Below are 23669 nucleotides of genomic sequence, written 5' to 3'. Positions count from 1 at the left end.
TGGTGAATGGTCTTGTTGTTGGAAGAAAGAATTCATATCTTGAAAGTGTAGAACAAGAATCAGCCTCCCTAAGTTTACTAGCTAAGGGAGCAGGCCTTGAATTTATGATCCATACAATAAATGAAAACACGGCTTTTTATATTTATCCTGGTAAGAACCCTGATGCATATGAGTTTTTCTATATTCTTAAAGGGCAAATAAAGTGTGAGGATCAGGATCTCGTTTTAAATGAAGGAGATTATTTTTCAGTTAAAGCTATAACAGAATTAATATTCTTTGAGGTTATAGCTGAAGCGCACCTCCTTTGGGTTATTAATGAACCTACATTTAGATTGATTAGTGAAGACATAATTAAATTGATACAAAATGTAAAGAGCGTAGGGGAAAAAGATAAATATACAAAAGAACACAGTGAACGTGTACAAAGTATGAGTATGAAAATTAGTAAAAAGATGAATCTATCCCCAGAAAATGTTGATAATTTAATTGTTGCGTCGATCCTCCACGACGTAGGCAAAATTAATGTTCCTGAAGAAATTCTCAACAAACCCGGTGGGCTAACCGATGAAGAATATGACATTATCAAAAAGCATCCAGCCGATGGAGCAGAGATGATAAAGGACACGTATTATGCTGATGTCAGCAACATTATTCACCAACATCATGAGAGACTTAATGGTTCTGGTTATCCAGATGGTTTAAAGGATGAAGAAATTACGATTGGCGCGAAGATCATCGGTGTCAGCGATTCCTATGACGCAATGACAGACGATCGTTCTTATCGAAAAGCGTATACGCCGGAATACGCCATGAATGAATTAAAGCGTCTTTCGGGTGTCTTATATGACGCTGAAGTCGTTGATGCTCTTGAAGAGGTTTTAATTGAAGATGGCATACTTAATAAGGTTTAACAAAAGGGGAGATGGGATAACATCTTCTTTTTTGTATGTTCATATATCTTCTACAAACTTTATAGCGAAAGAAACAGTATCTTATTTCCATTGTTTCACGTGTAACATCGAAGCTGGTATGATAGTAAATAGAAAAGAATCGATTTTGAGGAGATTGGTATTGTGGGTAAACAGCTTATTCTTGCGGAAAAACCCTCTGTTGGACGTGATATTGCGAGGGTATTGAATTGTACAAAAGGTGGAAATGGTTTTCTTGAAGGAGACCGTTATATCGTCACATGGGCGCTTGGTCACCTTGTGACTCTAGCTGATCCAGAAGTTTATGATGAAGCATACAAGACGTGGAAGCTAGAGGACTTACCGATGCTTCCTGCCCCACTGAAGCTAGTTGTTATTAAAAGAAGTGGGAAGCAATTTAGCGTGGTAAAAACGCAAATGAATCGGAAAGATGTTAGCGAAATTGTCATTGCCACTGATGCGGGACGAGAAGGGGAGCTTGTGGCACGATGGATTATTGAAAAAGCACGTGTCCAAAAACCGTTAAAAAGACTTTGGATTTCTTCTGTAACGGATAAAGCGATTCGTGATGGTTTTAAGAATTTGAAAGAGGCAAATCAGTACAAGAACCTATACCAAGCAGCTGCAGCTAGGTCTGAAGCGGATTGGTATGTAGGCCTTAATGCAACTCGAGCGCTTACGACAAAATACAACGCACAGCTTTCTAGTGGCAGAGTACAAACACCAACGCTTTCGATTATTGCAAAACGAGAGGAAGAAATAAAAGCCTTTGTACCTGAACGCTATTATGGGATTTCTGCTGTTGTAGATGGTTTTAAATTAACTTATCGCGATGCGAAATCGAATGATTCGCGCGTATTTGATCGAGACAGAATAGATACTTACCTAAAGAATTTATCGGGCAAACCAGTTCAGATTGAAGAAGTGAAAAAAGCAAAGAAAAAGACGTTCGCTCCAGGTTTATATGATTTAACGGAATTACAGAGAGACGCTCATAAACGCTATGGGTTTTCTGCAAAGGAAACTCTTTCAGCTACACAACGACTGTACGAGCAGCATAAGCTCGTCACATATCCTCGAACAGATTCTCGCTTTTTGTCTTCTGATATGAAGGATACGTTAAAAGAACGACTAGAAGCAGTGGCACCTTATGAGAAAACGGCTCGAAAAGTACTTGGGAACCCAATTCAAACTGGAAAGCACATTGTTGACGATCGAAAAGTTTCTGATCATCATGCCATTATTCCTACGGAGCAAACACCCATTATTCGCGAGCTTAGCGATAAGGATCGTAAGGTTTATGATCTCATAGTAAAGCGATTTGTTGCAGCACTATACTCTCCATTTGAATACGAACAAGTCACGGTTGTTGCGAAGATTGGCCAAGAGCATTTTGATGCGAAAGGCAAACGTGTTCTTTCAGCCGGTTGGAAAGAAGTTTACGATACTGAAGAAGCAGATGTTATCCTTCCAGAGCTAAAAGAAAAACAGGAACTTCGCGTTCTATCTCTTACAAGAACAGAAGGGAAAACAAACCCACCGTCTCGTTTTAACGAAGGAACTCTTTTAACTGCAATGGAGAAGCCGGCTCAATTTCTTGGTAATCAGGATAAGAAGCTAGCCCAAACACTTGGTGAGACAGGCGGGCTAGGAACCGTTGCAACGCGTGCAGATATAATTGAGAAATTATTTAATAGCTTGTTGATTGAAAAGAATGGCAAAGACTTAACAATCACGTCTAAAGGAAAGCAATTGTTAGACATCGTTCCAGACGAATTACAATCCCCGGCTCTAACGGCAGAATGGGAACAAAAGCTTGAAGCGATTGGAAAAGGCGAACTATCGAAGCAGGCATTTATTGAAGAGATGAAGGCTTACGCAAATGAAACTGTTCAGAAGATCAAATCAAGTACGAAGAAATATAAGCACGATAACGTGACGGGAACCAAATGCCCCGACTGTGGGAATTTAATGCTCGAAGTGAAAAGTAAGAAGGGGAAAATGCTCGTTTGTCAGGACCGAGAATGTGGATACCGTAAAGGTAAAAGTAAAGTAACGAATGCTAGATGCCCTAAGTGTAAGAAAAAGCTCGAGCTTCATGGCCAGGGAGATGCACAGACATTTATATGTAAGTGCGGTCATCGTGAAAAGCTATCGACGTTTAATGAACGACGAAAAAAGGAAAAGAATACCAAAGCAACAAAGAAAGACGTATCAAAATATATGAAAAATCAAGGCCAGGATGAACCGGTTAATACTGCTCTTGCTGATGCTTTAGCGAAATTAAAACTTGATCAAGATAAATAACAGGAAGCAGGGGGACCTGCTTCTTTTTTCATACCGATGTTATTCTTGTAATGAGAAAATAATAAAGTATGGAAATGGGTTCGTTTTGTAGATTGAAGGGTAATACTTCATTCACAACACATACCTTGTCATTCGGGATTGATTAGATAGAAAAGAGTAGATAGTTGCCTGAAGCAGTGATTACGTATAAAATGACGGCAGGTAATAGATGTTTCCTTCTTTTTTACTAATATCTACAAATTTGAGCATATTTTCAAACATTTCTGTTCACTTCGATTATAGTGAAGTTATGTACAAAGGACAGAATAGAAATGAAGAACTAGCAGTTGTTAAACATAAGGAGGCTATCCATGGTCGATTCGATTTTATTTAATATTATGCTTGTAGGTGCCCTTGGCATCTTTTCACAGTGGGTTGCCTGGCGTTTTCACTTCCCTGCCATTGTCGTTATGTCAATCATTGGATTGCTTGTCGGTCCGCTTTTTGGATTACTTCATCCAGAAGATGTATTTGGTGACTTATTTGACCCGTTTGTATCTATTGCAGTTGCTATTATTTTATTTGAAGGAAGTCTAAATCTTGATTTTCGTGAGATTAAAGGGCTTGGAAGACCGGTCGGAAGAATTGTAACGATAGGAGCTTTTCTAGCGTGGCTTCTTGGTTCGTTATCAGCCCACTATGTTGCAGGCCTATCTTGGGGCGTAGCATTTGTTATTGGTGGATTATTTATTGTCACTGGCCCTACTGTCATTTTGCCGTTATTGAGACAAGCCAAACTAAAACCAAGACCCGCGAAAATATTAAAGTGGGAAGGAATTATCGTTGATCCACTTGGAGCTCTTCTCGCTGTGTTTGCATTTGAAATTATTAAATTCTTAAAAGTAGAAGAAGCAACGGCAACCGTCCTTCTTGTCTTTTTCTTAGGATCCCTTTTTGCGACATTATTTGGCTTCTTATGTGGTCGCGGAGTAGGTTGGATGTTCGAGAAAGGTTATGTACCTGAATTCTTGAAATCTCCAGTCGTGTTCGCAGTGGTGATTCTTTGTTTCGCAGTGGCTGATGAAATTACGCATGAAACTGGACTGCTTGCTGTTACGGCAATGGGTATTACTCTTGCCAATATGCATATCTCTTCGATTGATGATATGAGGCATTTTAAAGAAAATATTTCAGTGCTATTGATCTCGACGATTTTCATCATGCTAACAGCTTCTTTATCAGTTGACACTTTGCTTGAAATTTTCCATTGGCAAATTCTGGTCTTCGTAATTCTGATGTTATTTGTAGTAAGACCACTATCCATTTGGTTATCAACCATTGGAACAGATTTATCATGGCAAGAAAAAACGCTTGTTGGCTGGATTGCGCCACGAGGGATTGTGGCATTAACTGTAGCGAGCTACTTTGCTAGTGTTTTACTTGATGCAGGATTTGAGGATGCAAAAATATTAATGTCACTTACGTTTGCATTAGTATTCGCTACTGTAGTGGTTCACGGCTTTTCTATTCGTTGGACTGCTGAGAAGCTTGGACTAGCGAGTGATGGTCAGCCCGGTGTTCTGATTGTTGGAGGTAGTACGTTCTCTACGGCGTTATCCAAAACGCTGAAAGAACTTAAAATCCCTGTATTAATTACAGACTCATCATGGCAAAGGCTGCTTACAACGAGAAAAGCAGGAGTACCTTTTTATAGAGGAGAAATACTTTCTGAGCAAACGGAGTATCGCCTTGATCTCACCCCTTACGAGTATATGCTTGCAGCTACGGAGCTCGATTCTTACAATGCGCTCGTTTGTACGACATTCGTTCCGGAGATTGGTCGTAATAACCTCTTCCAGTTAAGCTTACGTAACGATCGAGGAGATGACCTTGAGGAGCTTGTTCACACGATCGGTGGACGTGTAGCCTTTAAAGAAGGAGCTACATGGGAAAGCCTGAATCGTAAGGTAGAAAGTGGGTATGTTTTCCGTAAAACAAACATCACTCAGCAATATGCTTATGATCAATACCTTGAAGAAAGAGACGATGAAACGATCATGCTCTTTGTGAAAAAGCCATCTGGAAGTTTGGAGTTCTTCGCCCATGACTCTCAAACGAGAGCTGAAGCAGGTGATGTTATTGTTAGTTTGATGCCACCTAGTAAAGAATTTAATCGGATTAGAGAAAAGCTTGAGAAGCAGCGATCCGATGAGAAACTAGAAAAAGATAAAGAACAAAAGAAACAGAAGGAAGAAAATGAGTAAAAGCCCCCGTTTGGGGGCTTTTTGGTTATTTTCATTTAGTGTTTAGGCTCATTCGAGTGACAGGCACCGGCCAAAAATTATTTTAAAAATCAGTCAATTCTTCCTTTATAAAATTCACTCGGTCTTGGATATATTGAAGTATAAAGTCAGGTTCGGAATCAAAGTAGCTTAGTTTATTTTTTAGAAAAGTATCGTTAATGGCATAAGGTCTCAAAATTTTGTGAAGTTCATTGATCTCTTTTTCAAGTTCTTTGGTGGTAAAGAATGTTTCTATTGTTTGCTCAAGCTTTAATCGGTATCGAGTCCTAAAAGTAGGACAGGCTAGTAGTCTCGCTGTAAGCGTATTGTAGCCACCGATGGGGATATAGTCATGTTCCATCATTCTTCCGTTAATATCTCGCCCCCACGTAGCGTCATAATCCCATGGAATAACTTCAAACCGATTGGTTTCCCTGTTTTGATAAAGGGCGTAGTTTTGAATGAAAGCATCAAAATTTTGTGTGCACACTACGCCACATAGCCAGCTTAAATATTTTTCAACGTCTATTAAATTGTTTATTTCATTTATAAACTCTTCTTGTGTTAAAGTGTTGATTTTATATAGAAGAATTTCAACTGAATGATCGTCTGATTCTAATCCGTATTTTCTCATATATCCATCAAGCAATGATTTCTTCGGTTTGTAATCATCAGGTCGAAGGAGTGAAAAATTGGCGTCATCATTTTGAGCATAATAAATGGGCCCATCTGGTAGGTTATGATTGTTAAGATAAAATTCATCAATCGAATCCAGTTTTAAATAGATGCTTGAGAAGAGGTTATTGTGTGTGAGCATAATGTGCTCAGCATTAGGAGTTAGTACATTCAATTTATGAAATAAATTGAAAGAAAGCTTACTTCTTAATAATGAATAATCATTGAATTCGGCATTTAAGTGGAGTGTTTTTTGGTGATGAAATAAGTTCGTGTCATTAAACTCAACCATATACGATTTTTTTTTGAATTTTCGCGTGTGGGCGCCACGATAAGTTGTTTTCACCTCATAATTCGTTTGGTCTACTTGTAAAACAGCTGGTACAAGTTGATCGCTCCATTTATCTTTTTTTAGCTTTTTCATACCATTTTTATCGATCGATAAATGATAGTGTGGAATGCTCATACGTCACTTCCTTTATCCTTTTCCTACTCATAACAAGATATGAGGTTATATGAGATCATGCCACTTAAATGGGAGAGAGTGGAATTTTCCGTAGGAACTGAACAAGCTCTTCATTTCTTCATATCATATAGTAATGCTAAAGCAGAAGATAAGGGAAGGGAGCAAACAGTGTTGAAGAATATTTCAATGAATGTAGAGGTGCTATTACAACAAGCTCAGGAAGCAGGACTTGATGAGTTTCTTATTCAAAACCCGATCGAAGCTAGAGGTGGCAAGCGTAAGCCAGGGAAGAAATCTGGTCGTCGTTCAGGTAAAGGTTCGAGCGGTTGTCGTAGTCGTCGCTCAAGTGGAAAACGTAGCTCAGGGAAGCGTTCACGTTCAGGACGTCGTAGCTCAGGAAGACGTTCAGGTAGGCGCTCAAGCGGCAGACGTAGCTCAGGCAAACGCTCGTGCGGCGTGCGCTCTGGACTTTTTTCGACAGGGAGACGTAGTAACCGTCGCAGTCGACGCTCAGGTAGGCGTTCAAGCTGCAGACGTAGCTCAGGAAGACGTTCAAGTGGCAGACGTTCAAGAGGACGTCGTTAGATAATATTCGCTTTCATTTAAAGGACTGATTTTTTAGAGATCAGTCCTTTTGATGTGATATGCTTTTAAATAAAACGATTGGAGGTAGTGCCATGTACGATGTCACGATCATTGGAGCTGGAGTTAGTGGTATTTTTATGGCATATCAGTTAACGGAGCTACATCCAGAATATAAAATCATGTTAATCGATAAAGGAAAGAAGCTTTCCGACCGAAATTGTAGAGCTCGTTCACAACAAGAATGTTCTTGTAACGGTTGTGACCAATACATAGGGTTTGCAGGGCTAGGTAAATCAGAAGGTAAATTTAATTATACGAATGATTTTGGTGGTAGTCTCGGTAGAAAAATAGGTATTGCTCAGTCGGAAAAATTGATGTGGGAAGTCGACCACATTCTTTGTTCTTTTGGCGGTGACAAGGCTGAGCTTTATCATACATATAGTTTGGAGTTAGAGGAGAAAGCTAAAAACGTAGGGTTAGATGTGTTCACGACTTCAGTTAGACACCTTGGCACAAACCTATCTTTTGAAGTGTTTCAAAATTTGTATGAGTATTTGTTAGAAAGAATTGATTTAAGATTTGAAACGGATGTTTACTCGATTGAAAAAGCGGAATGCTTTGAGGTAACTAGCTCAACAGGAAACGTGAAAACAAAAAATGTTGTTATCTCGACAGGTAATAGCGGAAGTGAGTGGACGTATGCCCAATGTGAACAGTTAGGTCTAGTGCCTGGGCCTGCTCGTCTTGATTTAGGTATTCGAGTAGAAATGCGAGGTGATCAGCTCACATCCATCTTGAAGGATACGTTTGAAACGAAGCTTCATATTCAACGAGAGGGATTTGAAGGAACGACGTACTGTATGAACCCAAATGGGCGAATTATAAGGAAATATCAACACGGGCTTGTTATGCCGGATGGACAGAATAAAAGAGAAAAGAATGCGCAAGGAAACAATTTGAATTTCACTTTATTTGTTCCTTCTTTTTATTCTTCGAAAGAGGAAGCGGATAACACTGCACAGCAAATTATTGGAGGGATTAATAGAGGTGGGGAGCGAATTGTTGTCCAGCGTCTGCGGGATTTAAAAAAACAAGAAGCTACAACTTCGACAATTCTAAGTTCGAATTCAATTGTTCCTTCTCTTGATGGAGAAGCTGGGAACTTAATAGACGAAGTGCCGAACATCTATCTTCGTGCGCTTCAGGAGTTTCTTGATCGCCTCGAAAAGCTGATCGGTGAGCCAATTGATGGAGAGACATTACTATATGGTATGGATGGAAAGTTTTATGAAGCAAAGATCCAGACAAATGATCATTTTGAAGCAGAAGTAGAAGGTCTCTTTTTGATCGGAGATTGCTCTGGTGAAACGCATTCTCTATCACAGGCAGCAGCAAGCGGTTTATATGTTGCAAATTTGATGTAAGAAAAAGATCGGCTCTCTGGCCGATCTTTTGATTGCTTATTAAGACACAGATGATTCGGATAGTGCTTTTTCACGTTTTGATAGAAATTTCAACGTAAAGATGGCAAATGCGAGCAGAGCAATACAGGTTAACCCAAGGTACAAGTTACTAAAAATGAGATTACTTCCTGATCGTGAAAGTGGATTCATCGTAAACGTAACGTTTTTCATTTCAAGAAGCCTTCCGAAAATAGCTGAACTAAAAGCGCCAGCAAGGAAGTTCAATAAATTGAAAACCCCCATACCTACACCATTTTGGTTATCAGGTAGAATAGAAGACAGAAGATCAGCTGTTGAACTCTGGATGAGTGGAAACCCAAGGTAAGCTATTAATAGACACGGAGCAATAACCCATGCGTGATAACCTGAAAACGTTGAGATGAAAAATGTTCCACTTGCGATCAGAAGAAGCGCTATTTTTACAACAAGTATGGCACCACGTTGTTCGATGATTCTACCACCGATTTGGCCGATTAACCCAGCAGCCATTGCCCCGGGAAATAAGACAAGACCGATATTTAAGGTTGATAGCCCGTTAAGCTCTCGCAACATAATCGGGATGACGAATATCAATCCGAAGAGCGCGGAAGTTCCAAGGAAACTAGTTAACACAGTGATCGTGTATTTAGTATTTTTCAATATAACGGGATCGATAAACGGGTGTGTAATCGTAAACGTTCGCCATAAGAATAGAATGAAAAAGACGGTAAAGAGGACGAGTAAATACCAAAGGAACGTTGTAATATAGAACAACAGTGATGCTACCGATACGGCCATAAGCGCAGCACCTGGTAAATCAATGGACCCTGAACGCTTTTCTTCATTCGGTAGCCATTTTCTAAAGAGCGGAATGGCAAATACAGTCGCAACAGAGAAAAGGAAAAGGAAGCGCCAATTCAGCGTACCTCCTACAACACCACCGATTATAGGACCGACACCTGAAGCAAAGGCAACGGTGGAAGAGATCAATCCAAACACTCTTCCTTTTTCTTTAGGGAGAAACCGAATTGGAACAATAAAGGCAAGCGCTGGAATTGTTGCTCCACCAATTGCTTGAAGTATTCGTGCTGCTAGAAGAGTAGGATAGTTGGGAGAAAGAAAACCAATAAAGGCCCCTGTAGCAAAAATACTAATCCCTATAGTAAAAAGAGTTTTGATTGGATAGATATCAGCTAGCTTACCGTACATAAGAGAGCCAATGGCAAATACAAGAATATATCCAGTTAACACCCAGCTTACTTCTGATGGACTGAGATTAAAAGATGCAGCAATATCGGGAATGGCAACGTTGAACATTGTTCCATTCATAACGGCAAAAGCTAGAATCGTACATACAAGAATAATTAGCTTTTTCCGCGCTGATGCATCTAAATTTTCATGTTCATAGTGGTCTGTCATAGCAGCCCTCCTTTAAATAAAGTTATTTTTTGGAGTATCTATTAACGCTATTTATTTAGTATCACGAAATAACACACACTCTTCTACATCATAGAGGGCATTACATTAGAAGTAAACTGAGGAGACTTACAAAATCGGTCCCCCCTACACATATTTCCAGTTATAGACAACAGCAGTGAGATCGATTATGATGAATGAAGGAAAGACTGTCATGATGGAGGAACGGTTATGCCAACAATTAAGGATGTAGCAAAACGAGCAGGTGTTTCACGAACAACAGTCTCGCGAGTGCTGAATGACAATGGTTATGTTAGTCATGAAGCAAGGCAGCGCGTTGTTGAAGCAGTGGAAGAGATGGGATATATTCCGAGTGCACATGCGAAAACAATGCGTACGAAGCGTTCGGGCGTTATAGGCGTTATCCTGCCAAGAATCAGTACTGAAACAGCCAGTCGTGTTGTTAATGGGATCGAAAATGAGCTTGCGGCCAACGGTTATCAGATTCTTCTAACCAATACCCAATTACAGCCTGAGAAAGAAATACAAAATATAAAGCTATTAAAAAGTCGTCAGGTGGACGGTATTATTTTGCTTGCCACAAATCGGAACCAAGAATTACTTGATACCATTTCAGATGCTTCTATTCCTTTTGTTGCAATTGGACAGGAATTAAATGGCGTCATGTCTGTCGTATACGATGACTATCATTCTTCATATAGTGTGACAGAGTCACTTATAGAAAAAGGTCACCGCCACATTGGTTTTATTGGTGTACCAGAAACAGACCATGCTGTTGGGATCGTAAGGAAACAGGGTTACCTTGATGCAATGAAAAAGCACGGTATAACAGTGGAAAAAGGTTGGATTCAATATGGGAACTTTACATTTGAGTCCGGATATGAAGCTGCCAAACAATTAGTGAAGCAATCCGAATTAAAACCAACCGCTATTTTTGCCGTAACGGATCGCATGGCGATTGGAGCGCTTGGCTTGTTGAAAGAGCAGGGGATTCGCATTCCAGAAGATATGGCATTATTCGGTATCGGTGCTTCTGACTTATCCCGCCACGTGACGCCAGCATTATCAACTGTGGACTATTTTAATGAAGATGCTGGACAGAAAACGGCTCAGCTTATTTTAGAGCAGCTATCAGGGAAAGTTTTGGAAAAGAAAAAGCTTAAACTTAACTATAGACTTATTGAAAGGGATAGTGTATAGTAACTAGTGAAAGCGATGTCAATTTCTTTTTAACCAATGTGGAATCGTTCACATATTACTTATTATGTAATTACTTAACGATAGACTAATAAGAGCGAGGAAATGAAAACGCTCTTATTTTGCCGAATGTGGAATCGATACCATGCGCAACATATAATGGGAAGGGAGTTAATGTTTTGGCTACAAACCGTGAGATTGCTCAGGAAGTCATTGATGCTATAGGTGGACAGGAGAATATTCAATCTGTTGCCCATTGTGCTACAAGACTAAGAATTATGGTACACGACAAAGAAAAAATTGATCAAGAAAGAGTAGAAGGGGTAGAGAAAGTAAAAGGTGCCTTCTATAATTCTGGACAATATCAGGTTATTTTTGGAACTGGGACTGTTAACCGAATTTATGATGAGGTGACAGCGCTAGGAGCAACTGGTTCTACTAAGTCTGAAATTAAAGAAGAATCATCGAAGCAAGGAAATGCGTTCCAACGTGCAATCCGCTCATTTGGTGATGTGTTCGTTCCAATCATTCCAGCGCTTGTAGCAACAGGCTTATTTATGGGACTACGCGGTCTTGTGCTTCAAGAAGAGATACTTGCTCTATTCGGCTTAACACCAGGGGATATCTCAGATAACTTTATTCTATTTACACAAGTTCTAACGGATACAGCGTTTATCTTCCTACCAGCGCTTGTAGCATGGTCAACCTTCCGAGTGTTTGGAGGAAATCCGACGATCGGTCTCGTACTCGGATTGATGCTTGTTACGCCTGCTCTTCCAAACGCATGGGAAGTAGCGGCAGGAAATGCAGAGCCACTTAAGTTTCTAGGGTTTATTCCAGTAGTAGGCTATCAAGGTTCGGTTATTCCCGCTTTTGTTGCAGGTTTACTCGGAGCAAAGTTAGAAAAACGAATTCGTAAAATAGTACCAGAAGCACTAGATCTTATTTTAACTCCGTTCCTAGTATTGTTAATTATGATTACTTTGTCGCTATTTGCGATCGGCCCTATTTTCCATACGGTAGAAGAGTACATCATGGATGGTACGATTTATATTCTTGATCTTCCATTTGGTCTAAGTGGTTTAATCATTGGATTCTTCCATCAAATTATTGTTATTACAGGTGTTCATCACATTTTCAACTTCCTTGAAATTCAGTTGTTTGAAAACCTTGGTTACAATCCATTTAACCCAATTATTTCTGCAGCAATCGCAGCTCAGGGTGGGGCAGCACTTGCTGTTGGCCTGAAAACAAAGTCTAAGAAATTGAAAGCATTAGCCCTTCCATCTTCTTTATCTGCTTTTCTTGGAATTACAGAGCCGGCTATCTTTGGTGTCAATCTCCGGTATATGAAGCCATTTATCATGGGATTAATCGGTGGTGCAGTCGGCGGATTCCTCGCATCACTCTTTAAGTTAAAAGCGACGGGCCTTGCAGTTACTGTTATCCCAGGTACATTACTATTCTTGAATAGTCAGATTGTCTTGTATCTACTTGTTAACATTATTTCGATTGGGGTTGCCTTTGGTCTTACATGGGCATTTGGCTACAAAGACGGTATGCTAGATAAATAATAGTGAAGGGGATCCTCAATAAAGCGGATCCCCTTTTTCAAAATTTCAATGAACTAGGTGATTTTTATGACGGATCGAAACGAGCAGCTAAAAGATCTTGCAATGAAAGAAATAGAGGCACAACGTGAAACAGTTGAAAGTGACTACCGCCGCTCAGCATTTCACTTAATGCCACCTGCAGGGTTATTAAATGATCCAAATGGTTTTATACAATGGAAGGGCGTTTATCACGTTTTCTTTCAATGGATGCCTTTTAAAACGGATCATGGCGCTAAATTCTGGGGACATTATACGTCTACAGACCTCATTAACTGGGAGCTTGCCCCAATTGCATTAGCCCCTGGGGACTGGTACGACAAGAATGGCTGCTATTCGGGAAGTGCGGTCGTCTCTGAAGATAAATTGATGCTTTTCTATACTGGGAATGTAAAAGATGAGCAGGGACATCGTGAAACCTATCAGTGTCTGGCTGAATCAGAAGATGGAATTCACTTTGATAAAAAGGGCGTAGTATTAAACTTGCCTGAAGGATATACTCCTCATTTTCGAGATCCAAAAGTGTGGCAGCATTTAGATAAATGGTACATGGTGGTTGGTACGCAGAACCTAAATGAGGAAGGGCGAGTCGCCTTGTTTGAATCAACCAATTTAAAGGACTGGACGTTGAAAGGGGACGTTACAGCTTCTGGGGAAGAACCGATTGGCGATTTAGGATTCATGTGGGAATGCCCTGACTTATTTGAATTAGATGGGAAGGATATTCTTCTCTTTTCCCCACAAGGGCTAAAGCCTACAGGATACTTGTACCAAAATGTCTATCAAACCGGGTACCTTTCTGGAGAAATAAATTATGTGAGTGGAAAGATGAATCACGGATCATTTACAGAGCTTGATCGAGGTTTTGAATTTTATGCACCACAAACGACACTTGATGAGAACGGAAGAAGGCTGATGATTGGTTGGATGGGTGTGCCTGAGCAAGGAGAAGAGTATCATCCAACAATCGAACACAATTGGATACACATGCTAACCATCCCACGAGAGCTTTCTTACGAAGGGGATAAACTTATCCAACGTCCTGTGAAGGAATTAGAAGCCATGCGACAGAATGAAATGAAAAAAGAAATCACGCTTTCTAATGAAGAAAAGGAATGGGAGGAGTTTCACGGAACCACATATGAATTACTTCTTCATGTGCAGAAAGTGGAAAACTCGTTTGCTGTTAACTTCCGAAACAATGCCGAAATGATTTATGATGCGGATAAAGGAATATTAACGTTTAAACGAAAGAGTTTTGTTGATGGAAAGGATGAGTCGCGAAGCTGCTCCATTGATGAAGTATATAACCTTCGATTCTATGTCGATTCATCCTCGATTGAAATGTTTGTAAATGATGGTGAGGAAGTGTTCACATCAAGGTTTTTCCCTGATGAACATGATGTAAGTCTTACCTTTAAAAGTAACGGCTATGTAGATGTGCAAGCGACAAAGTGGCTACTTGAAGCAAAATAGCCGAACCCCCCTCTGACCCCCTCTGACCAAGTCAGAGGGGGGTTTCATATTGGGTAGTACTAATAAACGGAGCGAATAATTCCGTCCTCTACACGCTGAGCTGATCCATTTATCGCTGATGATAATGGTGACGCGAGAAAGGCTACTGTGTTTGCCACTTCTTCGACTCGTGCAAAACGTTGAATTAACGATGTTGGTCCGTTAATAATAACTTCTGCACCTTTTTTTAATAGTACTTCCGCAATTCCTTTACCTATTCTGGAAGTTGACCCTGTAATAAGTGCTAGTTTGTCAGTTCATGATAACCTCATGATAACCTCATTTCAAAATACAGTCATACTTTATCAATTAGTCTATTGAATAGACAACGACCGCGTCTAAAGAAAAAAAGAGACAAATAAAGCAAGCGCTGTTATATCCATTAAAGTTAAATCATTCCACAAATTTGAACAAAATATGTATGAGATGTGACAAAAAAGTGATAAATACATGAGCAACTTTTGACATCTTGTGACACCTGTCACATTTATGAAAGGAACCTGCTACAATAGCCAATGGTAACAGTTGTTTCTGTCATTTTTTGTTTAAAATCTACTTAACTAATATATAGGAAGAAAGGAAGGTGGCCTGGCGGTGAAGCGAATGAAATCATTTTTTGCGCTCAGTATGTTTCTTGCAGTGATGGTATTGAGTGGCTGTAGTAACTTAACCGTTCTTGATCCAAAAGGACCTGTAGCAGAACAACAAGCGAATTTAATTCTTTTCTCTATTGGCTTTATGCTGTTTATTGTTTTGGTCGTGTTCGTGCTATTTACACTCATCCTTGTTAAATATCGTGAGCGTAAGAGTGGTCCTGAATACGAACCTCCACATATCGAGGGGAATGTATTCCTTGAAATTGTTTGGACTGTAATTCCGGTAATTATTCTTATTGTACTTGCAGTGCCGACTGTACAAACGATTTTTGCACTAGAAGAGGCACCGGAAGCGACGTCTCATAAAGATCCAATTGTAATTCATGCGACGTCAGTCGATTGGAAATGGGTGTTTAGCTATCCAGAAGAAAATATTGAAACGGTGAACTATCTTCATATCCCTGAAGATCACCCAATTCTATTTAAATTAGCATCGGCAGATTCAATGGGATCATTTTGGATTCCGTCACTTGGTGGGCAGGAATACACAATGTCTGGCATGATGACTGAACTTTATTTGCAAGCTGATGAAATTGGTGAGTATCGCGGACGTAATGCCAACTTCACTGGTGAAGGATTTACTGAGCAGGTATTTACTGTAACAGCTGAATCTCAAGAAGATTACGAAGAGTGGGTAGAAGAGGCGCAAGACGCACCTGAACTTACTCAAGAGAAATACAATGAGTTGATGCTTAAAGGTCATACAGAAGAGCAGACATTCTCAGAAACTCACCTTCAGTGGGTTGATCATGGAATGGACGCTGAATACGCAACAAAGGTCCGTAATGGCGAATCAACTGATGAAGATGAGTCCTCAGAAATGGATCATTCAGAAATGAACCATGAAGACTCTGAAAAAGATTCCGAGGAGCACTCGCATTAAGAGAGGAGGAAGACACCATGAAATTGGATGAATTTTTTGTCACCGGGGATCCGCTGATCTATGGGGCGGATGTATCAATTGCACTAACATTGATTGGCGCAATCTTCGCCTTAACGTATTTCAAAAAATGGAAATGGTTATGGACGGAGTGGCTAACCACTGTTGACCATAAAAAACTCGGTATCATGTATATCATCGCAGCAGTTCTTATGCTTTTCCGCGGTGGTGTAGATGCCATGCTCATGAGGGCGCAATTAACGGTTCCAGATTCAAGCTTTTTGGATGCGAACCACTATAATGAAATATTTACAACGCACGGAACAATCATGATTATTTTCATGGCTATGCCGTTCTTAATTGGTTTAATAAACGTTGTTGTACCATTGCAAATTGGTGCACGGGACGTTGCTTATCCGTTTCTAAACGCAGTAAGTTTCTGGACTTTCTTCATGGGGGCTATGCTATTTAACATTTCATTTGTTATTGGTGGATCTCCATCTGCTGGTTGGACAAGTTATGTTCCATTAGCTGGTCTTGAACTAAGCCCAGGAGTAGGGCAGAACTATTACTTACTCGGCTTACAAATTGCAGGTATCGGTACATTATTAACGGGTATTAACTTCCTCGTTACGATTTTGAAAATGAGAGTACCATCTATGAAGCTTATGCAAATGCCTATGTTTACATGGTCTTCATTAATTACGATGGTTATCATCATCTTTGCATTCCCGGTTCTCACCGTGGCACTTGCACTTATGACGTTTGATCGTCTGTTTGGAAGTCACTTCTTTACAATGATGGATGGCGGTATGCCAATGCTTTGGGCAAACCTCTTCTGGATTTGGGGTCACCCTGAAGTGTACATTGTTATTCTTCCAGCGTTTGGTATGTTCTCAGAAATTATTAGTACATTTGCACGTAAGACACTTTTCGGTTATAAAGCAATGGTTTATTCCATGGTCGTTATTGCCGGACTAAGCTTCCTAGTATGGGTTCACCACTTCTTTACGATGGGAGCAGGTGGAGCAGTTAACTCATTCTTCTCCATCACAACGATGTTAATCGCTGTTCCGACAGGTGTGAAGATCTTTAACTGGCTTTTCACTCTGTACAAAGGGCGAATACGATTTACGACAGCGATGCTTTGGTCGCTTGCCTTTATCCCGAACTTCGTTATCGGTGGGGTAACAGGTGTTATGCTAGCGATGGCAGCTGCTGACTATCAGTACCACAATACGTACTTCCTAGTTGCTCACTTCCACTACGTGCTCATCTCGGGTACTGTGTATGCTTGTTTCGCAGGTCTATACTTCTGGTATCCAAAAATGTTCAATCACCGTTTGAACGAGCGTCTTGGTAAATGGAGTTTCTGGATTTTCGTTGCAGGATTTAACCTATGTTTCTTCCCGATGTATTTCCTAGGTCTTGCAGGAATGCCTCGTCGTATTTACACATATGGAATTGGAGACGGATGGATGAGCTTAAACGTACTTGCTACGTTCGGTGGTATGCTAATGGGAATCGGATTCTTGATTCTTGTTTATAACATCTACTATAGCTTCCGTTACTCTCCACGTGAAACAACTGGTGACCCTTGGGATGCTAGAACACTTGAATGGTCAACACCAGCTCCAGTACCGCATTATAACTTCGCTCATCTTCCTGAAGCGAAAGGACATGATGCATTCTGGATTATGAAAGAAGAGAAGAAACAAGGAAAAACACCTGAGAAGAAACCTTATAAACCAATTCATATGCCTAGTTACTCAGGCGTGCCGATTGTGATGAGTGTATTCTTCTTTATTGCAGGATTTGGTATGGTATTCTCTTGGAATTGGATGTCTATTCTTGGACTAATTGGTGTCCTTGCAACAATGGTGATTCGTTCATTTGATTATGATAAAGGTTTCTACGTTAGCGTAGAAGAAATAGAAGAAGATGAGAAAAAAACTACTTTATAAAGGAGGCGTGAAGCATGGAATCAGTCGAATATTCTCCTAACACGCCTTTAGAATATCAGTCGGAAACTGGCCGACTGAATATTCTAGGCTTCTGGATTTTCCTCGGTGCCGAAATCGCTTTGTTCTCAACACTGTTTGCCACTTATCTAGTATTAGTTGGTCGTACAGCTGGCGGTCCAGGACCAGAAGAGCTTTTTGAAATTAGTGGTGTGTTAATTGAAACATTTTTGCTACTAACAAGTAGTTTCACATGCGGACTTGCTATTCACTATATGAGAAATCACTCTCTTAAAGGATTGTTTCTCTGGTTAGGTATTACACTCGCATTAGGTTTAGGATTCCTAGGATTTGAAATCTATGAATTTGTTCATTACATTCATGAAGGTGCTGCACTAACAACGAGTGCATACTGGTCTGCCTTTTTCGTATTAGTCGGAACGCACGGTGCCCACGTTACTATGGGTATTGCGTGGATCATTCTTATCTTGATTCAGTTAAAACAGCGCGGATTAACACCTGACACAACAAGGAAGGTCTTTATTTCAAGTTTATACTGGCACTTCCTTGACGTTGTGTGGATCTTTATCTTCACAGCAGTCTACTTGTATGGGATGGTGATGTAAGATGGCCTCAAACAACGAGCAGACAAATAGTCATAGCCATTTCCCATGGAGCCACGTTGTTGGTTTCGGTCTATCGATCGTTTTAACACTACTTGCTTTATGGGTCGGATTCGCTTCAGACTTTAGTTTTAGAACGATTATGATTATTGTTGTCATCCTGGCATTGATTCAGGCAGGGATTCAGCTCTTAATGTTTATGCACATTACTGAGAGTGATAGTAGCCGAATTCAGATCGGAACGATTCTTTACGCAGTTTTCATTGCAGTTGCAGTCGTTGCAGGTACAATCTGGGTTATGTCATTCGGTATGCACAATATGAATATGTGATTCAAAAAAAGCTGTTCACCTTAAGAGGTGAACAGCTTTTTGTTTGAAGTTTTTGATAGTGAAAGGTGATCCTTTAGTGACCCTATAGTATTCTTATTCTTCAATTTGTGGCATTTTCTTTGCAAGTGACCGTTCCTTAAGGAATGGGCGAGCAAAGATGAGATAAGCCGCTAAATGAGCGAAAAGAACATTAATTGCGAAAAGAGTAATAAAGAGTGTATGTGCTACTGGAGTCATACCGCCACCAATGTAGAAAATAAGTAGCGCCCAGATTGCCACAATAAACGGTGTGTGTAAGAAAGCAAGCTTCTTATAATCCTGCCACAGAAACAACGGTGTAGCCGTGATAACGAAAAGATAGACCATATAGACATCCATAGTTAACAACTCCTTTTTATGATACCGCTTACAAACTAAACTTATGTCGAAATAAAGAATAATTTGTGAATGTTTTGTTACAATTAGTATACCACAATTGTTCGAAAATTCTACACATATTTGAGATTTTTTCAGGATAACTTTATGATTTAGAAAGATAAAGTGGAAAGAAGGTGCATGATGAAGAGATTCATCTTACTTATTCTATGGCTTGGGTTTATATTGTATTCAGTTTTTCTAGCGCCAGAAGGAAATGGTCCTTATCTTTCTGAATTATTAACGATGAATCAACCCGATCCCAGTTTGCTTGCCATGTTTTCTCTACTCGGAGTATTTCCTGCTGTTTTTGCTGTATTGCTGTTACGGAGCGACCGAGGTTCAATACCAGCATGGCCATTTGTACTTGGTTCATTTGTAGCTGGGGCATTTAGCTTAATGCCATATTTTATTTTAAATAAGAAGAAGGATGCCCCCAATCGAACGCCAGATAAGTTGAGGATATTACTTCAATCTCGTGGTCTTTCCCTTGTCCTTATTATGATAGCTCTTGGTTTAATGATTTACGGACTAGTGGCTGGAGATGCTTCTATTTATCACAAAGCTTTTCTAGAATCGAATTTTGTTCATGTGATGACGATCGATTTTCTAGTATTAACAGGACTCTCTATTCTGGCTTTACGTGAACGCGACCGTGTGTCAGGGATACATGGTCTTCTACCGATTGTTGGTCCACTCATGATTGTAATAAAAGGAAAACGTTAAATTAGGAGGCTTAACATGCGAAGATTAGAAAAAAGCGAAGTAATTGATGCCGTACGACTTTCAGAATATGCTTTTCAATATAAAGTTCCTGATAAAGATTTACAAGAAAAAATTAGGGGCTATAGTCAACATGAAATATGGGGAGATTTTGAAGGCGACGAGCTTGCCGCTAAGCTTCATTTAATTGATTTAGAAACATGGATTGCTGGGAAAAAGTTCGCTATGGGCGGTATTGCGTCGGTTGCAACATACCCTGAGCATAGAAGAGGTGGGAGAGTAGCACGTTTACTACAAAACGCCCTATCGGAAATGAAGAATAGAGGACAAACTATCTCTTTTCTCCATCCTTTTCAAATTCCCTTTTACCGTAAGTTTGGTTTTGAAGTTCTGAATGACTGGAAAAAGTTAAATTTAAAGAAGGAAGATTTCAAACTGTTACCAAGTGTAAATGGTAAAGTTCGACGAATTGTACTAGAACACGTCTACGAAACGCTTAATCCAGTATATGAAGAATTTTCTAATCGATTTAATGGCATGCTTGTTCGAACGGAAAGCTGGTGGCGGGAACGGGTATATTCAGAAGGATTTCAGTTTGCGGGATATCGAAACGAAGAAGGCAGATTAACAGGGTATGTGTACTACCAAGTAAAAGATCGTTCGATTGAGGTAGAGGAATTGGTTTGTTTGGATGGTGAGGCGAGACGAGGGCTTTGGAATTATATCTGTCAGCATGATTCTATGATTGATGATGGAACACTGCTGACGAATGTAGCCGATCCACTCCCTTTCTTGCTGAACAACCCTAAAGTGAAAACAATAGTTGAAGCCTATTTCATGGCACGAATCGTAGATGTAGAGAACTTTCTAAAACAGTATCCATTCAAGTTAGATAAGAATGAATCATTCTTTCTACATATTACAGATGCACATGCACAATGGAATAATAGGAGCTATCATATTAGCGCTGAGGGAGTTAATGTGTACAAGGGAGATAAAGAAAATGCTTCTTGTATGCATCCACCTAAACGTGGACTACGATGTAATATTAATACGTTGACAGCCCTTCTAACTGGCTATCAGAAGGCGGAATTGCTTTATGAAGCAGGTTTACTGCAAGGGCCAGAGAAGGAAGTAGCCATTCTGCAAAAAGTAATACCGAACAGAGAATCGAATTTTATGGATTTCTTCTAATAAGTTCACCTTGGCCAGCTGCTTTCTCAATTGTTAAGGTAAATGAATTAATAATCGCTTTTGTTTTATTGAATCGTTTTTCATTAAAAAATCGCCTCTTTCAAATGATGAAAGTGGCGATTTTTTTGTTCATCTTCCTATGGACCGGATTTTTAAATTGATATTGTGCGAATCTTATCAGCTTCTTTCCGTTTTAACTGTTCGTAATCTATATATCAGTTTGTTTGCAAGTTATTTACGTTAAAGCTCAAACGGCTTCATTCTATAGGAATAAGGGTATGCTTCTTAATTAAGAATAGGAAACAAAGAATGGTCGACCAACTGAGATTATTGGAAGTATGCGAAGGCTTTTTTATCAGAAGCGCTTTGGAAGTCACAAGTGCAATAGAAAACAACATGAGAGGCGAGAAAACAATGACGCGAATAGGAATTGGCTTTATCATCATTGCACTCATTGGATCAATCAGTTTGGTAAGTGCTAAAGGATGGCCTTCATCAAATAATAGTGCATCAGAAGAGAGTGAGTGGGTCGGATCTTGGACAGCAAGCATGCAGGCGCCTGCTCAGGATGGAAACTCGCATGAAGGTTTTAAGGATCAAACAATCCGGTTAATACTTCGTCCCCATATGGATGGAGATCAAATGCGTATTCGACTGTCTAATGAATTTGGTTCATTACCTTTATCTATGAAAGAAGTAAGGGTTGCTGTCTCAAAAGAAGGTGCGAGCGTAGACGGCGAGACAGATCAAGTTATCACGTTTAACGGAGAGAAATCCGTTACAATTCCTCCAGGTGAAAAGCAGTATAGCGATTCGATTGAATTCCCTATTAGCGCGGATCAGAATCTTGCTGTCAGTTTATCAGTAGATGGTGAGACTGGACCTACAACATGGCATCAGCGTTCAAACCAAACGGTGTACATGTCTGAGGAAGGAAATCATGCTGGGGATGTGGAAGGAACATCATACACTTCAAAAGAAGAAGCCTGGTTCTGGTTAGATAGATTAGAGGTGGTTCCAAATCATTCAGTAGATGGTGCACTCGTCATAATAGGGAGTTCAATAGCGAATGGCAATTATTCAACTATGAATGCGAATAACAGATGGCCAGACTATCTTGCCAATCGAATGAATGAAGAAGAAGCTCATGTGAATATGTCTGTCTTGAATGCAGGGGTATCTGCGAATCATTTAATTAATAGTGAAGAAGGAAAAGGCGAGAACGCATTAGCTAGATTAGATCGAGATGTTTTAAGTCAGGAAGGAATAAAAGCGGTTCTATTACACGAAGGTATAAATGATTTAAGACATTATCCTGAATATGATTCAGAGAAAATCATTGATCGTATGAAAGCGATTATTAAAGCAACTCATGAAAAGGGTCTCGATATTTATGGAGGAACGTTAACACCATATAAGAATTCCGATATGTATACAGAAGAAGGGGAGAAAACACGTCAGGAAGTTAACGACTGGATCCGGACAAGTGGAGCCTTCGATGATGTAATTGATTTTGATAAAGCATTGAGAGATCCTGACGATCCTGCGAAATATCTCCCGAAGTACGATTCTGGAGATCATTTGCACCCAAATGATGAAGGATACGAGAAGATGGCAGATACGGTTGATCTATCGATATTTGAATGAGGGAGGGCAACATTTAATTATTATGTAGGAAAGCGTTTTAAACAAACCAGGGGGCTCATTGCAAATGAGCCCCCTGGTTTGTTTGTTTATGATTTAAAACGGATTTGTCGCCCACTGCAATGACTGCTTGATGAAAATGCGAGGGTGCAATTTCAACTGGCCAACCATATATTCAGCGAGATCTTCAGGTTGCATATACTTTTCCTTATCCTGTTCGTCGAGCTTGTCGCCGAAGACGAGTTCAGTAGCAACAAGGCTTGGGTTTAGTGTGAAGACGCGAATATTATTTCTGCGAACTTCTTGCATGAGAGCTTCGGTCATGCCCTGGATGGCAAACTTAGAAGCACTATAAGATGTTGAGCCAGCTGTGCCTTTTAGACCGCTACTTGACGAGATTGTGATAATATCACCGCTATCTTTATCGATCATTTGTGGAAGTACAGCCCGCGTTACATGATACGTCCCGTAAACATTTACTTCGAGAGTTTCTTTCCAGTCATCGGGCGCCATTTCTAAGAATGAGCCATATCGCCCCATACCAGCATTATTGATCAGAATATCTGCCGAGCCGAGGTCGTTTTTTAAGTGATCAATGGCTTTATTAACTTCATCAATCTCTGCAATGTTAGCAGGCGCAACAACGGCTTTAACACCGTAAGATTCTGCTTCCACAGCGACTTCTTTTAGCTTGCTTTCTGTTCTGGCAATCAAGCCAATATGAACCCCTTCACTTGCAAGCTGAAGAGCCGTCGCACGTCCGATACCGCTACTTGCCCCAGTAATATAAGCGATTTTACCTTTAATGGATTGTCCCAT

The 23669-nt window shown here is 40.1% G+C and carries 19 protein-coding genes and 1 pseudogene; 15 read left to right on the top strand and 5 right to left on the bottom strand.

Translation table 11 applies throughout. The annotated features are described in order from the left end of the window. The first annotated feature begins 2 nt into the window (after positions 1-2). The 3 genes from Q4550_RS11200 to Q4550_RS11190 all read left to right on the top strand — a co-directional run bounded on the left by Q4550_RS11200 (position 3) and on the right by Q4550_RS11190 (position 5479). Entirely contained in the window at positions 3-911 is a 909-nt protein-coding gene (locus Q4550_RS11200) for an HD domain-containing phosphohydrolase (RefSeq protein WP_303532725.1), read from the top strand. Between the two features lie 162 nt (positions 912-1073). Beyond that, positions 1074-3236, top strand: coding sequence for a DNA topoisomerase III (locus Q4550_RS11195; RefSeq protein ID WP_303532724.1), 2163 nt, complete (start codon positions 1074-1076; stop codon positions 3234-3236). A 350-nt stretch (positions 3237-3586) separates the two neighbouring features. Next, a complete protein-coding gene (locus Q4550_RS11190) occupies positions 3587-5479 on the top strand; it encodes a cation:proton antiporter (RefSeq protein ID WP_303532723.1) in 1893 nt (630 codons plus the stop codon). A gap of 82 nt (positions 5480-5561) precedes the next feature. Here Q4550_RS11190 and Q4550_RS11185 read toward each other — a convergent pair whose 3' ends face one another. Continuing rightward, positions 5562-6638 carry a CotH kinase family protein gene (locus Q4550_RS11185; RefSeq protein WP_303532722.1) on the bottom strand — a complete coding sequence of 359 codons (1077 nt, stop codon included), beginning with the start codon at positions 6636-6638 and terminating at the stop codon, positions 5562-5564. A gap of 232 nt (positions 6639-6870) precedes the next feature. Here Q4550_RS11185 and Q4550_RS11180 point away from each other — a divergent pair, with 232 nt between their 5' ends. Together Q4550_RS11180 and Q4550_RS11175 are read left to right on the top strand one after the other, a co-directional pair. Further along, positions 6871-7227 carry a hypothetical protein gene (locus tag Q4550_RS11180; RefSeq protein WP_303532721.1) on the top strand — a complete coding sequence of 119 codons (357 nt, stop codon included), beginning with the start codon at positions 6871-6873 and terminating at the stop codon, positions 7225-7227. 88 nt (positions 7228-7315) lie between these two features. Continuing rightward, on the top strand, positions 7316-8647 hold the full coding sequence (locus Q4550_RS11175; protein ID WP_303532719.1) for an NAD(P)/FAD-dependent oxidoreductase: 1332 nt from the start codon (positions 7316-7318) through the stop codon (positions 8645-8647). Positions 8648-8686: 39 nt separating this feature from the next. Here the strand turns inward: Q4550_RS11175 and Q4550_RS11170 are convergent, their stop codons facing one another. Continuing rightward, entirely contained in the window at positions 8687-10084 is a 1398-nt protein-coding gene (locus Q4550_RS11170; protein WP_303532717.1) for an MFS transporter, read from the bottom strand. Between the two features lie 228 nt (positions 10085-10312). Here Q4550_RS11170 and Q4550_RS11165 point away from each other — a divergent pair, with 228 nt between their 5' ends. The 3 genes from Q4550_RS11165 to Q4550_RS11155 all read left to right on the top strand — a co-directional run bounded on the left by Q4550_RS11165 (position 10313) and on the right by Q4550_RS11155 (position 14385). Then, positions 10313-11302: a LacI family DNA-binding transcriptional regulator gene (locus tag Q4550_RS11165; RefSeq protein WP_303532716.1), complete on the top strand. Its 990-nt coding sequence runs from the start codon at positions 10313-10315 to the stop codon at positions 11300-11302. Between the two features lie 176 nt (positions 11303-11478). Continuing rightward, entirely contained in the window at positions 11479-12873 is a 1395-nt protein-coding gene (locus tag Q4550_RS11160) for a sucrose-specific PTS transporter subunit IIBC (RefSeq protein ID WP_303532715.1), read from the top strand. Between the two features lie 66 nt (positions 12874-12939). After that, positions 12940-14385, top strand: a complete 1446-nt coding sequence (locus tag Q4550_RS11155; RefSeq protein ID WP_303532713.1) for a sucrose-6-phosphate hydrolase — start codon at positions 12940-12942, stop codon at positions 14383-14385. 59 nt (positions 14386-14444) lie between these two features. On the opposite strand, the pseudogene Q4550_RS24470 reads toward Q4550_RS11155, so the two are convergent. Beyond that, positions 14445-14591, bottom strand: a pseudogene (locus tag Q4550_RS24470) (SDR family oxidoreductase); the annotation flags it as partial. Positions 14592-15027: 436 nt separating this feature from the next. On the opposite strand from Q4550_RS24470, the gene qoxA reads away from it, so the two are divergent. From qoxA to qoxD, 4 genes are read left to right on the top strand one after another with little or no spacing between them, the layout of a single operon-like run. Further along, positions 15028-15963, top strand: coding sequence for a cytochrome aa3 quinol oxidase subunit II (gene qoxA / locus Q4550_RS11150; RefSeq protein WP_303532839.1), 936 nt, complete (start codon positions 15028-15030; stop codon positions 15961-15963). 17 nt (positions 15964-15980) lie between these two features. Next, positions 15981-17924, top strand: a complete 1944-nt coding sequence (gene qoxB, locus Q4550_RS11145) for a cytochrome aa3 quinol oxidase subunit I (RefSeq protein ID WP_303532711.1) — start codon at positions 15981-15983, stop codon at positions 17922-17924. A gap of 14 nt (positions 17925-17938) precedes the next feature. After that, positions 17939-18547, top strand: coding sequence for a cytochrome aa3 quinol oxidase subunit III (gene qoxC / locus Q4550_RS11140; RefSeq protein ID WP_303532709.1), 609 nt, complete (start codon positions 17939-17941; stop codon positions 18545-18547). A gap of 1 nt (position 18548) precedes the next feature. Continuing rightward, positions 18549-18875, top strand: coding sequence for a cytochrome aa3 quinol oxidase subunit IV (gene qoxD / locus Q4550_RS11135; protein WP_303532708.1), 327 nt, complete (start codon positions 18549-18551; stop codon positions 18873-18875). Positions 18876-18968: 93 nt separating this feature from the next. On the opposite strand, the gene Q4550_RS11130 is transcribed toward qoxD, so the two are convergent. After that, the gene (locus tag Q4550_RS11130) at positions 18969-19253 is read right to left on the bottom strand and encodes a spore morphogenesis/germination protein YwcE (RefSeq protein WP_303532705.1); all 285 of its coding nucleotides are present in this window, start codon (positions 19251-19253) and stop codon (positions 18969-18971) included. 180 nt (positions 19254-19433) lie between these two features. On the opposite strand from Q4550_RS11130, the gene Q4550_RS11125 reads away from it, so the two are divergent. The 3 genes from Q4550_RS11125 to Q4550_RS11115 all read left to right on the top strand — a co-directional run bounded on the left by Q4550_RS11125 (position 19434) and on the right by Q4550_RS11115 (position 22853). Next, on the top strand, positions 19434-20015 hold the full coding sequence (locus tag Q4550_RS11125; RefSeq protein ID WP_303532704.1) for a hypothetical protein: 582 nt from the start codon (positions 19434-19436) through the stop codon (positions 20013-20015). A 15-nt stretch (positions 20016-20030) separates the two neighbouring features. Continuing rightward, positions 20031-21206, top strand: a complete 1176-nt coding sequence (locus tag Q4550_RS11120) for a GNAT family N-acetyltransferase (protein WP_303532703.1) — start codon at positions 20031-20033, stop codon at positions 21204-21206. Between the two features lie 309 nt (positions 21207-21515). Then, positions 21516-22853 (top strand): SGNH/GDSL hydrolase family protein, encoded by a 1338-nt coding sequence (locus Q4550_RS11115; protein ID WP_303532702.1) that lies wholly within the window; start codon positions 21516-21518, stop codon positions 22851-22853. A 93-nt stretch (positions 22854-22946) separates the two neighbouring features. On the opposite strand, the gene Q4550_RS11110 is transcribed toward Q4550_RS11115, so the two are convergent. Further along, positions 22947-23669 (bottom strand): 3-ketoacyl-ACP reductase, encoded by a 723-nt coding sequence (locus tag Q4550_RS11110; protein WP_303532700.1) that lies wholly within the window; start codon positions 23667-23669, stop codon positions 22947-22949.

The organism is Anaerobacillus sp. 1_MG-2023, from assembly GCF_030547345.1.
Classification (GTDB): Bacteria; Bacillota; Bacilli; order Bacillales; family Guptibacillaceae; genus Guptibacillus; species Guptibacillus hwajinpoensis_B.
Note: the sequence above shows the minus strand (reverse complement) of the source record. Positions and strands in the feature narration are given on the sequence as shown.

Coding starts and splice junctions, on each gene's coding strand:
- Q4550_RS11190 (WP_303532723.1), top strand. CDS start 3,587: ATGGTCGATTCGATTTTATTTAATATTATGCTTGTAGGTGCCCTTGGC.
- Q4550_RS11185 (WP_303532722.1), bottom strand. CDS start 6,638: ATGAGCATTCCACACTATCATTTATCGATCGATAAAAATGGTATGAAA.
- Q4550_RS11180 (WP_303532721.1), top strand. CDS start 6,871: ATGAGTTTCTTATTCAAAACCCGATCGAAGCTAGAGGTGGCAAGCGTA.
- Q4550_RS11175 (WP_303532719.1), top strand. CDS start 7,316: ATGTACGATGTCACGATCATTGGAGCTGGAGTTAGTGGTATTTTTATG.
- Q4550_RS11170 (WP_303532717.1), bottom strand. CDS start 10,084: ATGACAGACCACTATGAACATGAAAATTTAGATGCATCAGCGCGGAAA.
- Q4550_RS11165 (WP_303532716.1), top strand. CDS start 10,313: ATGCCAACAATTAAGGATGTAGCAAAACGAGCAGGTGTTTCACGAACA.
- Q4550_RS11155 (WP_303532713.1), top strand. CDS start 12,940: ATGACGGATCGAAACGAGCAGCTAAAAGATCTTGCAATGAAAGAAATA.
- qoxA (WP_303532839.1), top strand. CDS start 15,028: ATGAAATCATTTTTTGCGCTCAGTATGTTTCTTGCAGTGATGGTATTG.
- qoxB (WP_303532711.1), top strand. CDS start 15,981: ATGAAATTGGATGAATTTTTTGTCACCGGGGATCCGCTGATCTATGGG.
- qoxC (WP_303532709.1), top strand. CDS start 17,939: ATGGAATCAGTCGAATATTCTCCTAACACGCCTTTAGAATATCAGTCG.
- qoxD (WP_303532708.1), top strand. CDS start 18,549: ATGGCCTCAAACAACGAGCAGACAAATAGTCATAGCCATTTCCCATGG.
- Q4550_RS11130 (WP_303532705.1), bottom strand. CDS start 19,253: ATGGATGTCTATATGGTCTATCTTTTCGTTATCACGGCTACACCGTTG.
- Q4550_RS11125 (WP_303532704.1), top strand. CDS start 19,434: ATGAAGAGATTCATCTTACTTATTCTATGGCTTGGGTTTATATTGTAT.
- Q4550_RS11120 (WP_303532703.1), top strand. CDS start 20,031: ATGCGAAGATTAGAAAAAAGCGAAGTAATTGATGCCGTACGACTTTCA.
- Q4550_RS11115 (WP_303532702.1), top strand. CDS start 21,516: ATGGTCGACCAACTGAGATTATTGGAAGTATGCGAAGGCTTTTTTATC.
- Q4550_RS11110 (WP_303532700.1), bottom strand. CDS start 23,669: ATGGGACAATCCATTAAAGGTAAAATCGCTTATATTACTGGGGCAAGT.